Below are 14,457 nucleotides of genomic sequence, written 5' to 3' on the forward strand. Positions count from 1 at the left end.
CTGAGTATTCTCTAAAAAGGGGGCAGCGCAAGTGGCTGGAACGTATGGATAGTTTACCGGCACGCTGCCGTGAAGATATGCCAAAGGACACTGCAACTACGGTACTATGCAGCATGTTCATGCTATAAAAATCGGAATAGTAAAATGAATTCACCAAACACCACGCTCGACAAATTCGACTGTGCCATCCTGGCCGCCCTGCAGCAGGACGGCACCCTGTCGATCGCCGCCCTCAGCGAGAAGATCGGCCTGTCCAGCACGCCGTGCTGGAAGCGCGTCAAGCGCCTGGAGGAAGAGGGCTATATCGAGAGCCGCGTGGCCATCGTCAACCGGCAAAAAGTGGGGCTGCCCGTGACCGTCTTCGTCAGCGTGCGCACGGGGCAGCACGATGAAAAATGGCTGCGCCGCTTTGCCGCCGCCGTCATTGTCTTGCCCGAGGTACAGGAATTTCACCGCATGAGCGGCGACATCGACTACCTGTTGAAAGTCGTCACCACCGACATCAAGGGCTACGATACCTTCTATAAAAAGCTCATCAAGGCCGTGCAGCTGACCGGCGTGTCGTCCGCTTTTTCCATGGAGCAAATCAAGTGCAGCACGGAATTGCCACTGGAATTGATCGCCCACGGCTTGCCTGCCTGAATGTTTTCCAACGGCAGCAGATTCACTTGAGTAAAGTGCACAATTGCACTTTATTTACGTTGCCGCATTGCAACATGCCTCAACTAAATGCAGCCGCGCCAAGGCTTCCTGCGGCAACGGGTCGTATACTTGAAGCTTGCCTGCCTGCGTCTTTCCGGCAACTTCTGCCCGTCGCGCAGGCCCATTCCAGGGTCTTCCATGCATCTGCTCCGCCGCCTCTCCATCCAGAAAAAATTGATGTTCAGCATGGGCTTGTGCCTGCTGCTATTCATGGCGATCTCGTCCGTCCTCAGCGTGCGCATGAGCAGCGAGTATGTGCGCGAGCGCGTCGTCAACCAGGAACTGCCGGCGCAAGTGGGTGAAATCCGCAACGATGTGTTGCGCCAGATCAGCCAACCCCTGTCCGTGGCCATGACCATGGCCAACGATGTCTTCCTGCAAGACTGGGAAGACGCCGGCCTGCCCGAGAGCGGCATCGCCACCTTCCAGCGCTATGCCACCGCCCTGAAGGAAAAGAACAAGGCGGCGTCGGTCAGCTGGGCCTCCGGCAGCACCGGCAAGTATTTCACCACGGGCGGCCTGATGCGCACACTGGACAAGAACCAGGCGTCGGACAAATGGTTTTATGGCTTGCTGGCCAGCGACAAGGGCTACACCATGGATATCGACAAGGATGTCGGCTCGACCAGCTTCATGCTGTTCCTGAATGCCCGGGGCCAGACAGCGGGCGGCAAGCAGGTCGTCACGGGCCTGGGCTTGAGCATCGATGCCCTGGCCGAGACCATCCGCCGCTACACGATCGGCCAGACCGGCTATGTCTACCTGGTGCGCGCCGACGGCAGCCTGTTGATCCACCGCGACCCTGCCCTGGCCGACGGCAAGCATCAGTTGAAGGACTTGCCCGGCTTTAGCGAAGAACTGAGCAAGAGCCTGCTGACCGGTAACAAGTACGCGCATGCCAGCTACGCGGCGCCCACCGGCAAACAACTGGTGGCCGCTTCCTTCGTGCCAGAACTGAATCTGTACGTGGTGGCCGAAGTGCCGGAAGCGGAAGTGCTGGGCAATGTCACGCGTTCGGCCCTGATCGCCGCGCTGATCGCCGGGCTGGTCGGTGGCGGCATCGCCCTGTGCATCATTTATGTCATCAGCCGCGCCATCGCCGCCCCTGTGGCGCGGGCGGCGGACATGCTCAGCGAAATCGCCAGCGGGAACGGCGACCTGAGCCGCCGCATGCCCGTCGAATCGGAAGACGAGGTCGGCGCGCTGGCTGCCGCCTTCAACCGTTTCGTCGCATCGCTGAACGTGACAATACGCGAAGTACGCGACAGTACCGGGGCCATTGCCAGCGCATCGAGCCAGATCGCGTCGGGCAACCTGGACCTGTCGGCGCGCACGGAAACCCAGGCATCGAGCCTGGAAGAGACGGCGGCGGCCATGGAAGAACTGACGTCGACCGTGAAACAGAATGCGGACAACGCGCGCCAGGCAAACCAGTTGGTGGTGTCGGCGTCAAGCCATGCCGTCAAGGGTGGCGAAGTGGTCGGACAAGTCGTACAGACGATGGGCGCGATTACGGAAAGTTCGCGCAAGATCGCGGACATTATCGGCGTGATCGACGGCATTGCCTTTCAAACCAATATCCTCGCCCTGAACGCGGCGGTCGAGGCGGCACGCGCGGGCGAACAGGGCCGCGGCTTTGCCGTGGTGGCGACAGAAGTGCGCAACCTGGCGCAACGCTCGGCAGCGGCGGCGAAGGAAATCAAGGACTTGATCGTCGACTCGGGCAGCAAGGTGGAAGCGGGCAGCAAGCTGGTCGACTCGGCCGGCGCCACCATGCAGGACATCGTCGTCTCCGTCCAGAGGGTCGCCGACCTGATGGGAGAAATCGCTTCGGCCAGCCAGGAACAAAGCCAGGGCATCGCGCAAGTCAATGCCACGGTGACGCAGATGGATGATGCGACCCAGCAAAATGCGGCCCTGGTGGAGGAAGCGGCGGCGGCAGCCCAATCCCTGCAGGATCAGGCGGGCCGGCTGGCGCAGGTGGTCAGCGTCTTCAAGCTGGAAGAGATCAAATCGCCGGTGCTTTCACGCTCGCCGCTTGCTTGAAGAAATCATAAATGCCGCTTTCACTCATGCGGCGGGCGTTCGCCAGTTCGCCGCCCTTGGTGGCGTACAGCACCTGGTTGTTGTCGCTCGATACGAGCACGGCAGCCGGGATGCCTTTCTTGAGCGGATTGCCATAGGCGTGCGCCACGTCCAGGTTATGGTCGAAGTTGCCCACATCGACCTTGACGACCTTGAACTGCTGTTGCATCAACTCGGCGTTCTTGCCTTCCTTCAAGGCCTTGTCGAGCGCACGGCAATCCTCGCACCAGTTGGCGCCAAAGATCAGCAAGACAGGCACGTGCGCCGCCTTGGCGTCGGCCAGCGCGCGGGCCACGTCGGCCTTGGCGTCGGCCGCCGCGTTGTACGGCAAGTGCGGCGTGGCGACCGGGTTGCTTGGCGTTGGCGCAGCGGCAACGGCGGTGCCGGCAAGCAGCAGGCTGGCAAAGAAAAGGGAAAGGCGCATGCAGGGCTCCTGAGAGAAATCGTGAGGCCAGCTGAACAGCTGCCAGCGGGCGTGATTGTCTAGAATATGCCTGCTTGTAGGAAATATCCACCATTTAATTGCACTGTGCTTATGCGCAAAACGCATAAGCGCGTATCAGCGCCACCAAGGAGTCGCCGCTTGAGCATGCCAGATACCCTGCCCCCGACACTGTCCGGCGCCGCGCACATGCTGCGCAGCGCCTACCCCGGTGGCATGCCAGAGACGGCGTATGTCGCCGTGCTGGCCCTGCTGTATGAACACTTTTCCGACCGCAACCTGGCCGAGCTGATGGCCGCCGTCACGGGCAAAGATGCGGCGACGATTCTCAATGACGTCTATGCCTGCGCCAGCAGCAGGCCGGAGGCGGCCGCCATCGCAGCCGCCAGGCGCCTGCTGGAGCGGCACGGCCTGCAGGCGGTCTGCGCCGAGGATTAATGCCCACCGGCAGCGAAATGCAACGCATGGGATAATCTCGGGCTCACACTGAGCAACGCGGCCCGAACGCGCCCTCCCCATGACGACTTCTTTCCTGGCACGCTGGCTGCCGCAACCGAACAACGGCAGCCGCCGCGAACAATTGCGCGCCTGCGCGGGCGCCATCTGCGGCCTGCTGCTCACTGGTCTCGTCTGCCATTTCCTGCTGGCCCCCGACAGCGCCAGCGTCTACCTGATCGCGCCCATGGGCGCCTCGGCCGTGCTGCTGTTCTGCCTGCCAGCGAGCCCGCTGGCGCAACCGTGGTCGGTGGTGGGCGGCAATGTCGTCTCCGGCCTGGTCGGCATGGCCTGCGTCAAATGGCTGGGATCTGGCGTGGGCGTGGCGGCGCTGGCGGCCTGCCTGGCCATCAGCGCCATGTTTGCCCTGCGCTGTTTGCATCCGCCGGGCGGCGCCGTGGCGCTCACCACCGTCGTCGGTGGCGCCAGCGTGCATGCGGCCGGCTTTGAATTCGTCTTCATCACCGTGCTGTTCAATTCCGCCGTGCTGGTCGCCTGCGCCGTGCTGTACAACAACCTGACGGGACGTCGCTACCCGCACATCCAGCAACTGGTCGCGCCACATCCGCACGCCACCAGCGATGACGTACCCAGCAACCGCCTGGGCTTTTCGCCGGACGACCTCGATGCCGTCTTGCGCCAGCACAGCGAAGTGCTCGACATCAGCCGCGACGATTTGCAAGCGATCTTCCTGCAAACGGAAATGCGCGCCTACCAGCGCCGCTTCGGCGTCGTCACCTGCGCCGACATCATGTCGAAAGACGTGCTCAGCGTGGAATTCGGCACGCCGCTCGATGTTGCCTGGCGCACCATGCGCGAGCACGACGTGGGCGCCTTGCCCGTCATCAACCGGGCGCGCCGCGTGATCGGCATCATCACGCAGACGGATTTTCTGCGCCATGGAGGCCTCGACGATTATCAGGGCATGCGCCAGCGCCTGCGCGGCTTGCTGCAGCGCAGCGGGCTGTCCCACGGCGACAAGCCCGAGGTGGTGGGCCAGCTGATGACGCCATCGCCGCACACGGCCCGCCTGGGCACGCCCATCATCGACCTGGTGCCGCTGATGGCCGACGCCGGCTATCACCATATTCCCATCCTCGACGCTGAAGAGCGCCTGGCCGGCATCATCAGCCAGTCCGATCTGATGGCGGCCTTATATGAAAGCCGCTTTGCCGAGGCGGCCGCATGACGCCATTCCAGGCACTGCTGACCGGCCCCGATGGCGGCGCCGCCGGCACACCCGTCAGCGCGCATTTTTTCGGCAGGCAGCTGGCCATCGACGCGCCCGGCCATGACGTGGATGTGGCGCAGCTGGTCGTCAGCGTGGGCGGTGTCGACGGACCGGAACTGTTCCTGAACTGGCTCGACGAACAAGGACGGCAAGCCTCGCTCAAGCCGCTGACAGCGGGCGACATCGCCATCGTGTTAAAAGAAGCGCCACCCGCGCTGCAGCCGCAACTGCAGCGCCTGTGGGGCGAGCGCCAGCGCAACCGGCGGCAAGTATCGGGCTGGCTGGCCGGCTTGACGGGCGCGACCGTCGTCGCTGCCGCCCTGCTGTGGTGGCAAGGGGGCAACGCCATCGGCGCGCTGACGGGATGGATCCCCTTGTCGACGGAAAAACAGCTGGGCGAACTGGCCCTGTCGCAAGTGCGCGCGCAGGGCGGCATCATTGAGAACGGCGTGGCGCAGCAGACGGTGCAGGAGATCGGCCGCAAGCTGACAACGGGGTCGCGCTACCAGTACCGCTGGCTGGTCAAGCAGGATGACACGGTCAACGCGTTTGCCATACCGGGCGGCATCATCGTCGTGCATACGGGCTTGCTGCGCCAGGCGGGCGATCCGGGCGAGCTGGCCGGCGTGCTCGCGCATGAAGTGCAGCACGTGGAGCGACGCCATTCGCTGCGGCAGATGATCAGCAGCCTGGGCTGGGGCGCCCTGGTGGGCGTGACCATCGGCGACATCAGCGCCGTGGCCGCCATGCTGGCGCACCAGGCGGGCACCCTGTATTTCAGCCGCGATATGGAAGAGGAAGCGGACCGCCTGGGTTTGCTCGCCTTGCAGCGCGCACAGATCCGTCCCGACGGCATGCTGCGCTTTTTTCAGAAGCGCGATGACAAGGACAAGGCCAAGGTGCCGGGCTGGATTTCCTCGCACCCGCAGACGGCGGCGCGCGCACAGCAGATCGAGAGCCTGATCGCCGCCACGCCCTGCCCCGCCTGCGTGCCATTGCACAGCAGCGGCTGGCAGCAGATGAAAGCGGCCTTGCCGCCTACAGCGAAATAGCAACATTCCCCTCATACAATTTATCCAACCGCACTGGGCAATGGCGTATGCTTACGCCCCGGCGGCCCCCGGCCACCCCGACCTCGCTACGCCTCCGTTCATTCCCCTCCTTACAAAGGACATCGCGCATGAAGCATCGTTTTGCCGCCGGCACCCTCGGCACCCTGGCCATCTCCCTGTTGTTCGCCTACGCGCCCATGGCGCAAGCGGTCCAGCCCATTGCCAAAGGCGTGGCCGTCAGTACGCCGCAAGCCAAGCAACGATTGCAGGTCGTGGCCGATCAGTACTACGATGCACAGGCCCGTTTCGAGCCGATCAATGCGACCGAAAGCGGCGACAACCGTTTTGACGACCAGCTCGGTTCAGCCATCGTGCCCGCCGCGCGCGCGAAACAATTTGCCCTGTACCGCCAGTACCAGAAGACCCTGCGCAGCATCGGCCGCGCGCAGCTGTCGCACCAGGACCAGATCAACTACGATATCCTCGACTATGAACTGGCGACGGCGCTGAGCTTCGAGCGCTTCCCCGAATACCTGTTGCCACTGAACCAGATGGACAGCATGCCCGTCACCCTGGCCAATTATGCGGGCGGCGAGGCATCGCAGCCGTTGACCACGGTCAAGCAGTACGACGCTTACCTGAGCCGTATTGGCCAGTTGCCCGGCTGGATAGACCAGGCCATCGCCAATATGCAAGTCGGCATACAAAAGGGCATCGTGCTGCCGAAGGCGCTGACGGAATCTGCCCTGCCGCAATTCAAAAAGCTCGTCAGCGCCACGCCGCAGGACAGCGTCTATTACACGCCCATCAAGAACTTGCCGGCCAGCTTTTCCGAGGCCGACAAGGCGCGCCTGACGCAAACGTACACCGTCATCATCGCGGCCAAGCTGATGCCCGCGCTGCAGCGCCTGTCCACCTTCATGGAACGCGATTACCTGCCGGCCAGCCGCACGAGCAGCGGCTGGAGCGCCCTGCCCGATGGCGCTGCCTGGTACCAGGCGCGCGTGGCCAGCAGCACCACCACGGACTTGAAACCGGAGCAGATCCACGCCATCGGCTTGAAGGAAGTGGCGCGCATCCAGGAACAATACGCGATCGTGGGCCCGAAGATGGGCTACACCGGCCCGGCCGCCGGCTTGCCCGTGTGGGTCTCGGAACAGGCGAAATACCGCCCGTTCAAGACGGAGCAGGAAGTGCTCGACGTCTACCGCAAGCTGAACGTGCTGCTCGACAGCAAATTGCCTGCCCTGTTCACCCTGGTACCGAAAGCGCCGCTGGACTTGCGCCTGGAGCCTGAACTGAGCCGCGACACGGCCGCCGACCACTACACGGCGCCCGCGGCCGACGGCTCGCGCCCCGGCGTGTTCTGGTCCGTCGTCACCGATCCGAAACAGTATGGCGACACGGGCATGACCACCTTGTTCCTGCACGAAGGCAAGCCTGGCCACCATTTCCACCTGGCGCTGGTGCAAGAGATGGACTTGCCGAACTTCCGCCGTTTCGGCGGCAACAATGCCTTCACGGAAGGCTGGGCCCTGTACGCGGAAACCCTGGGCAAGGAAATGGGCCTGTTCGACGACCCGGCCCAGTACTTCGGCCACTTGAACGACGAGATGCTGCGCGCCGTGCGCCTGGTTGTCGACACGGGCTTGCACACCAAGGGCTGGACGCGCGAGCAGACGATCAAGTACATGCGCGACACCCTCGGCTATGACGCCGTGGCGAAAAGCGAAACGGAGCGCTACATGGCATGGCCGGGTCAGGCGCTGGGCTACAAGATCGGGGCGCTGAAGATCGTCGAACTGCGCCAGCGCGCGCAAGCTGCCTTGGGCGACAAGTTCAGCCTGCCGAAGTTCCATGAAGTCGTGCTCAGCGACGGCACCCTGCCCCTGAAACTGCTGGAAGCCAAGGTCGACCGCTGGATCGCGCAGCAGAAGTAAAACGCAAGGCCTGAAGACAAAACGGCAGCACCTCGATGGCGCTGCCGTTTTTTTTGCCGCTGGCGTTGTCAGTTACACCAGCAACGCCGCACTCATCGAGCGCACTTCCTCGTTTGACTCGGCCAGGATGCTTTGCAGGGTTTCGTTATCAATAATGAAATCGATGACAGAATCGGAAGGCGTGAGCATTTCCACGTACGTCACCTGCAACGGCGACGGCACGGGCGCCAATTGCTTGGCCAACAATAAAGTGTCGAGCAGGGAGTCGGGCGGAATCGACAGCAAGCCATCGCGCAAGCCTTCGATGGCTTCGCTGACGGCCAGCGGAATCAGCAGCTTCTTCATGACTTCGCGGGAAATGATTTCTTCGGCGGACTCCATCCAGTGATCCGCATCGTCGTCGAGCAGGCCAGGAAATTCGTCGGCACGCGACAGCAGGTAAAAACCGCCCACCTCATGCACGATGCCCGCGAATAGCGCCGTGTCCGCATCGACGTGCGTCACGCGGCGGGCCAGCACGTGCGCCAGCGCCGCCACGTGCGCCGTGTGCTCCCACAGCTGGGTCGCCTTCTGGCGCAGGACGGGGTCGATGATCTTGCTGCCGAACTGGCGCACCACCATGGCCGCCACCAGCGCATACAGATTGCGGTAACCCATGCGCATGACGGCGGCGCGCACGCTGGTCACGGGCGCCGCATCGCCACGGCTGTACACGGCCGAATTGGCCAGGGCCACCGTGCGCGCCGCCAGCAAGGGCTCGGCCAGCACCAGCTTGATGGCATGATCGATATGGCAGTCCGGTTCAGCCAGGGCCAATTGCAATTGCAGGGCTGAATTAACACTCGTGGGAAACGTTAATTCGCCGCGCACTGCCTGGGAAACAATTAAACCGAAAGCCTGTAGTTTATTCATCATACGATCAATCCGCCTCAGATATTATTCCAGCAAACAATTTCACTTTATTGCAGAAACTGCTTTTCAGGCCCGGCCTTTAGAATACAGATGGCATGTCATTCGCTTGCAAGGAAGCCTCTGGTAATGCCAGCGCCTGCAATAGCGATTCATCGCCGATGACAAACAACTTCGGCTGCTGTAATACCTGCAGCAGAAATGGCTGGCCTTCACGCAGACGTCGGCGATAATCGGCCAACGTATATAAGTTGGGATTAATTTTACGCCTTAAGGTTCGCTCGGCCGGGGCCAATCGTGTCAGCAGATCGCCATAATTGGCTTCCTCGCCCACCAGCAGCAAGTCGATGGCGCTACCGGGCATGTCCTGTCCCTTCGCTGTGGCGCCAGAAATGAATGCCAGGTGCAACTCGGCACGCAAGGGTGCCAGGGTCGCGCTGAGCACGCCGACGATGCCGAAGGTTTTCTGCACCAGTCCGCTCAACTCGGGATACACGAGGCTTTCCTTGTTGGGCCAGAAGCGCCGCACATTGCCAATCCGTTCCGACGTGATCAGGCCGGAATCATGCAGCCGGCGCAGTTCGCGCTGCGCCGATGCGCTGCCCAGGCCCGTCAAACGCATGATCTCGTTCAAATGAAAGCCTTCATTCACACGAACAAAGAGCAAGCCCAGCAGTTTCTGCTGGGCGGGAGTAAACAGGGCTTGGGCAATCATGCGCTAAATCTTAGCATGAATAAACTGGAAACTGGCGTGACGAGGGCAATAGTGCATGATGGCACCACAACGCGGTGCTACGCGATCAGCAGCAGCTGGGTAAATACATGCGGGCGAGGTAGCGCTTGCCCAACTGCGGGTAGCCAGCAATCCGTCATCCTTGTGAGCGCTCACTTCCGATCCGTTGACACCAACCGCATGACCTGGGTTTGCCCATCAATTCAACCATTTTCATGCAACAGTAACTCGCCACATTGATTCAAAACCAAACGAAATAAATACCGGCATATAGCTTTGATTCCAATCCCAGCCATGAATAACAGTGCGAGTTTCATTGCATCGTGCATTTTCCACTTACCCAGGCGAGCAATATTCAAATGCGCCATATAAATTACGTTTTGCGGTGGAGAGAATACTGGATATACATGCCGGAATAAATGGGCCGCCATAATCTGCCGCGTAGCGCGCTATTTTATGTGCGTGCATAGGCGAATCCGCAGGCATAAAAAAACGGCACCCGAAGGTGCCGTTCTTGTCAGCTGACAGCGTAGATTACGCTTCGTCGCCGTGGTGTTGCTGGCTTTCAATATCCTGCAACGCTTCGGCAGCTTCGCCGGCCATCGAGGCTTTCTCGGCCAGCAGCAGTGCTTGACGCTCTTCCACTTCCCACGCTTCTTTTTCTTTGCGTGCGCGGTGGAAGGCCAGGCCCGTACCGCCAGGAATCAGGCGACCGACGATGACGTTCTCTTTCAGGCCGCGCAAACCATCGCGCTTGCCCATGATCGCCGCTTCGGTCAGCACGCGGGTGGTTTCCTGGAACGATGCGGCCGAGATGAACGAATCGGTCGACAGCGAAGCCTTGGTAATACCCAGCAGAACGTTTTCGTAGGTCGCAGGAATTTTGTTTCCGGCTTCCATCAGGTCGTTCTGATCCAGCAGTTCCGAACGCTCAACCTGCTCGCCAACGATGTAGTTGGTGTCGCCGGCATTGACGATCTGTACGCGGCGCAGCATCTGACGCACGATCACTTCGATGTGCTTGTCATTGATCTTCACGCCTTGCAGACGGTACACGTCTTGCACTTCGTCGACGATGTAACGTGCCAGTGCTTCGATACCCAGCAGGCGCAGGATGTCTTGCGGATCGGCCGGGCCGTCCACGATCATCTCGCCCTTGTTCACGACTTGGCCGTCATGCACCAGCACTTGTTTGTCCTTGGTGATCAAGAACTCATGCTTGTTGCCGTCCATGTCCGTGATTTCCAGACGCTGCTTGCCCTTGGTTTCTTTACCGAACGCAACCGTACCCGTGACTTCCGCCAGCATACCGGCATCTTTCGGCGAGCGCGCTTCGAACAGTTCCGCAACGCGTGGCAGACCACCGGTAATATCGCGCGTTTTTTGCGATTCGGTAGGAATACGTGCCAGCACTTCACCAACCGATACCTGTTGACCGTCCTTGACCATGATCAGCGCGCCGACCTGGAAGCCGATCGCCACCGAGTGTTCGGTGCCGGCGATCTTGACTTCTTCGTTCGCTTCGTTGATCAGCTTGACTTGCGGACGCAACGTTTTCGTCAACGAACCGCGACGTTTCGCATCGATCGCCACCAGGGTGGACAGACCGGTCACTTCGTCGACCTGACGGGCTACGGTGACGCCTTCTTCGACGTTCTCGAAACGCACTTGACCGGCGTATTCGGTAATGATCGGACGGGTCAGCGGATCCCACGTTGCCAGTGCCGTACCAGCTTTGATGACCAGACCGTCCTTGACGATCAGGGTCGCGCCGTACGGTACTTTATGACGCTCACGCTCACGACCATGGTCGTCGGTGATCAGCACTTCGCCGGAACGGGAAATGACGATTTGCGCGCCCTTGCCGTTCGTCACGTAACGCATGGTTGCCGTGAAGCGGATGGTACCGTTCGACTTCGCTTCCACCGACGATGCCACTGCCGCACGCGAAGCCGCACCACCAATGTGGAACGTACGCATGGTCAGCTGGGTACCCGGCTCACCAATCGACTGCGCTGCCACCACACCGACGGCTTCGCCGGCGTTGACCAGCATGCCGCGGCCCAGATCGCGGCCATAGCACTTGGCGCACAGGCCGAAGCGCGTGTCGCAAGTCAGTGGCGTACGGACCTTGACTTCATCGATGGACAGACGCTCGATCTCTTCGACCATGTCTTCGTCCAGCAGCGAACCGGCTTCGTACAGCGTTTCCTGGGTTTCAGGATGGACGACATCGTGCACGGTGACGCGGCCGAGGATACGGTCGCGCAGCGCTTCGATGACTTCACCACCTTCGACCAGCGCCTTCATCAGCGCGCCGTTCATGGTGCCGCAATCGTCCTCGATCACCACCAAGTCTTGCGTCACGTCAACCAGACGACGCGTCAGGTAACCGGAGTTCGCCGTTTTCAGCGCCGTATCGGCCAGACCTTTACGCGCACCGTGGGTCGAAATGAAGTACTGCAAAACGTTCAGACCTTCGCGGAAGTTCGCGGTAATCGGCGTTTCGATAATCGAGCCATCCGGTTTGGCCATCAGACCACGCATACCGGCCAACTGACGAATCTGGGCTGCGGAACCGCGCGCGCCGGAGTCGGCCATCATGTAAATGGCGTTGAACGATTCTTGCGTCGACTTGGTGCCGTCGCGGCGAATCACGTCTTCGACTTTGAGCTGGTCCATCATGGCCTTGCCGACTTCATCCGAGGTTTTGCCCCAGATATCGACTACCTTGTTGTAACGCTCGCCGGCGGTCACGAGACCCGAGGCGTATTGCTGTTCGATCTGCTTGACTTCCGACTCGGCCGCCGCGATCAGGGTGACTTTTTGCGGCGGTACCAGCATGTCGTCGACGCAGATCGAGATACCGGCGCGTGTCGCCAGGCGGAAACCCGATTGCATCAGTTTGTCTGCGAACACCACGGTGGCGCGCAGGCCGCACTTGCGGAACGACGTGTTGATCAGCTTGGAAATTTCTTTCTTTTTCAGCGCGCGGTTCAGGACGGAGAACGGCAAGCCTTTAGGCAGAATTTCCGACAGGATCGCACGGCCGATCGTCGTTTCGTAGCGGGTAATCGTTTTCTCGAATTCGCCCGTTTCGGCGTTTTTCGGGTATTCGGTAATACGCACGGTGACGCGGGTCGTCAGTTCGACTTCCTTGTTGTCGTAGGCGCGGATCACTTCCGAGACGTCAGGGAACATCATCCCTTCGTTCTTCGCATTGATCGCTTCGCGTGTCGCGTAGTACAGACCCAGCACGATATCCTGCGACGGCACGATCGACGGTTCGCCGTTCGATGGGAACAGGATGTTGTTCGATGCCAGCATCAGGGTGCGTGCTTCCATCTGTGCTTCGATCGACAGAGGAACGTGGACCGCCATTTGGTCACCGTCAAAGTCGGCGTTGAATGCGGCGCAGACGAGTGGGTGCAACTGGATGGCCTTGCCTTCAATCAGGACTGGCTCGAAGGCCTGGATACCCAGGCGGTGCAAGGTTGGTGCGCGGTTCAACATGATCGGATGTTCGCGAATCACGTCTTCCAGGATGTCCCACACGACCGGCTCTTGAATCTCGACCAGCTTTTTCGCTGCCTTGATCGTGGTCGCCAGACCCATCAGTTCCAGTTTATTGAAAATGAATGGTTTGAACAGTTCCAGCGCCATCAGTTTCGGCAAGCCGCACTGATGCAGTTTCAATTGCGGGCCCACGACGATGACCGAACGACCGGAGTAATCGACGCGTTTGCCCAGCAAGTTTTGACGGAAACGGCCGCCCTTGCCCTTGATCATTTCTGCCAGCGATTTCAGCGGACGCTTGTTGGCGCCGGTCATCGCTTTGCCGCGACGGCCATTGTCCAGCAGCGAATCGACTGCTTCTTGCAGCATGCGCTTTTCGTTGCGCGTGATGATCTCTGGAGCGCGCAGCTCCATCAGGCGTTTCAGACGGTTGTTACGGTTGATGACGCGGCGATACAGATCGTTCAGATCCGAGGTCGCGAAACGGCCACCATCCAGTGGTACCAGCGGACGCAGTTCCGGCGGCAGCACCGGCAGCACTTCCATGATCATCCAGTCAGGCTTGATGCCCGAACGCTGGAACGCTTCCAGCACTTTCAGGCGCTTGGCGTATTTCTTGATCTTGGCTTCGGATTTCGATTCCTTCAGTTCCACGCGCAGGGTTTCGGCATCGCGGTGGATGTCGATCGAGCGCAGCAGTTCACGGATACCTTCGGCGCCCATGAAGGCGGTGAAGTCGTCGCCGTACTCTTCGTACTTGGCGGCGTAGTCGTCTTCCGACATGATCTGGCACTTCTTCAGCGGGGTCATGCCCGGATCGGTCACGACGTATGCTTCAAAGTACAGCACGCGTTCGATGTCCCGCAGGGTCATGTCCAGGACCATGCCCAGACGCGACGGCAGCGACTTCAGGAACCAGATGTGCGCGGTCGGCGAGGCCAGCTCGATGTGGCCCATGCGCTCGCGGCGCACCTTGGCCAGCGTGACTTCGACGCCGCACTTTTCGCAGATCACGCCGCGGTGTTTCAGGCGCTTGTACTTGCCGCACAGGCATTCGTAATCCTTGATCGGGCCAAAGATCTTGGCGCAGAACAGGCCATCGCGCTCAGGCTTGAAGGTACGGTAGTTGATGGTTTCCGGCTTTTTGACTTCGCCGTAGGACCACGAACGGATTTTCTCAGGCGAAGCGAGACCGATCTTGATTGCATCGAAGGTCTCGTTGGTCTGTACTTGCTTGAATAGATCGAGCAGTGCTTTCATGTATCACTCCAGAGGTGATTAAATTTCTATATTCCTGAGACTACATTGCCCGGCGTGGTTTCCCAGCCGGGCTTTGTGTTTCCCAAACCAAA

The 14,457-nt window shown here is 60.6% G+C and carries 10 protein-coding genes; 6 read left to right on the forward strand and 4 right to left on the reverse strand.

Features of this window, described 5'->3' with window-relative positions; genetic code table 11:
• Positions 1-144: 144 nt before the first annotated feature.
• Together KY494_RS16120 and KY494_RS16125 are read left to right on the forward strand one after the other, a co-directional pair.
• Positions 145-642 carry an Lrp/AsnC family transcriptional regulator gene (locus KY494_RS16120; protein ID WP_219887499.1) on the forward strand — a complete coding sequence of 166 codons (498 nt, stop codon included), beginning with the start codon at positions 145-147 and terminating at the stop codon, positions 640-642.
• A gap of 198 nt (positions 643-840) precedes the next feature.
• Complete coding sequence (locus tag KY494_RS16125; RefSeq protein WP_219887500.1) at positions 841-2,748, forward strand: methyl-accepting chemotaxis protein; 1,908 nt, start codon at positions 841-843, stop codon at positions 2,746-2,748.
• On the opposite strand, the gene KY494_RS16130 is transcribed toward KY494_RS16125, so the two are convergent.
• Positions 2,711-3,211 carry a co-chaperone YbbN gene (locus tag KY494_RS16130; RefSeq protein ID WP_219137013.1) on the reverse strand — a complete coding sequence of 167 codons (501 nt, stop codon included), beginning with the start codon at positions 3,209-3,211 and terminating at the stop codon, positions 2,711-2,713. The genes KY494_RS16125 and KY494_RS16130 overlap by 38 nt on opposite strands.
• A gap of 165 nt (positions 3,212-3,376) precedes the next feature.
• On the opposite strand from KY494_RS16130, the gene KY494_RS16135 reads away from it, so the two are divergent.
• The 4 genes from KY494_RS16135 (at position 3,377) to KY494_RS16150 (ending at position 7,947) form a co-directional block, all read left to right on the forward strand.
• Positions 3,377-3,667 (forward strand): DUF3349 domain-containing protein, encoded by a 291-nt coding sequence (locus tag KY494_RS16135; RefSeq protein ID WP_258194946.1) that lies wholly within the window; start codon positions 3,377-3,379, stop codon positions 3,665-3,667.
• A gap of 79 nt (positions 3,668-3,746) precedes the next feature.
• Complete coding sequence (locus KY494_RS16140; protein WP_219887502.1) at positions 3,747-4,913, forward strand: HPP family protein; 1,167 nt, start codon at positions 3,747-3,749, stop codon at positions 4,911-4,913.
• Complete coding sequence (locus KY494_RS16145) at positions 4,910-6,007, forward strand: M48 family metallopeptidase (RefSeq protein ID WP_219887503.1); 1,098 nt, start codon at positions 4,910-4,912, stop codon at positions 6,005-6,007. Before KY494_RS16140 ends, KY494_RS16145 begins: the two co-directional genes overlap by 4 nt.
• A gap of 128 nt (positions 6,008-6,135) precedes the next feature.
• Positions 6,136-7,947: a DUF885 family protein gene (locus KY494_RS16150; protein WP_219887504.1), complete on the forward strand. Its 1,812-nt coding sequence runs from the start codon at positions 6,136-6,138 to the stop codon at positions 7,945-7,947.
• A 72-nt stretch (positions 7,948-8,019) separates the two neighbouring features.
• Here the strand turns inward: KY494_RS16150 and KY494_RS16155 are convergent, their stop codons facing one another.
• The 3 genes from KY494_RS16155 to rpoC all read right to left on the reverse strand — a co-directional run bounded on the left by KY494_RS16155 (position 8,020) and on the right by rpoC (position 14,365).
• Positions 8,020-8,859, reverse strand: a complete 840-nt coding sequence (locus KY494_RS16155) for an HDOD domain-containing protein (protein WP_219891617.1) — start codon at positions 8,857-8,859, stop codon at positions 8,020-8,022.
• 79 nt (positions 8,860-8,938) lie between these two features.
• Complete coding sequence (locus KY494_RS16160; RefSeq protein ID WP_219887505.1) at positions 8,939-9,571, reverse strand: ArsR family transcriptional regulator; 633 nt, start codon at positions 9,569-9,571, stop codon at positions 8,939-8,941.
• Positions 9,572-10,123: 552 nt separating this feature from the next.
• Positions 10,124-14,365 (reverse strand): DNA-directed RNA polymerase subunit beta', encoded by a 4,242-nt coding sequence (rpoC, locus tag KY494_RS16165; protein ID WP_099760957.1) that lies wholly within the window; start codon positions 14,363-14,365, stop codon positions 10,124-10,126.
• Positions 14,366-14,457 lie beyond the last annotated feature (92 nt).

The sequence above is a fragment of the Janthinobacterium sp. PAMC25594 genome (genome assembly GCF_019443505.1).
Taxonomy (GTDB): Bacteria; Pseudomonadota; Gammaproteobacteria; order Burkholderiales; family Burkholderiaceae_D; genus Janthinobacterium.

Coding starts and splice junctions, on each gene's coding strand:
- KY494_RS16140 (WP_219887502.1), top strand. CDS start 3,747: ATGACGACTTCTTTCCTGGCACGCTGGCTGCCGCAACCGAACAACGGC.
- KY494_RS16145 (WP_219887503.1), top strand. CDS start 4,910: ATGACGCCATTCCAGGCACTGCTGACCGGCCCCGATGGCGGCGCCGCC.
- KY494_RS16120 (WP_219887499.1), top strand. CDS start 145: ATGAATTCACCAAACACCACGCTCGACAAATTCGACTGTGCCATCCTG.
- KY494_RS16130 (WP_219137013.1), bottom strand. CDS start 3,211: ATGCGCCTTTCCCTTTTCTTTGCCAGCCTGCTGCTTGCCGGCACCGCC.
- KY494_RS16155 (WP_219891617.1), bottom strand. CDS start 8,859: ATGAATAAACTACAGGCTTTCGGTTTAATTGTTTCCCAGGCAGTGCGC.
- KY494_RS16150 (WP_219887504.1), top strand. CDS start 6,136: ATGAAGCATCGTTTTGCCGCCGGCACCCTCGGCACCCTGGCCATCTCC.
- rpoC (WP_099760957.1), bottom strand. CDS start 14,365: ATGAAAGCACTGCTCGATCTATTCAAGCAAGTACAGACCAACGAGACC.
- KY494_RS16125 (WP_219887500.1), top strand. CDS start 841: ATGCATCTGCTCCGCCGCCTCTCCATCCAGAAAAAATTGATGTTCAGC.
- KY494_RS16160 (WP_219887505.1), bottom strand. CDS start 9,571: ATGATTGCCCAAGCCCTGTTTACTCCCGCCCAGCAGAAACTGCTGGGC.
- KY494_RS16135 (WP_258194946.1), top strand. CDS start 3,377: ATGCCAGATACCCTGCCCCCGACACTGTCCGGCGCCGCGCACATGCTG.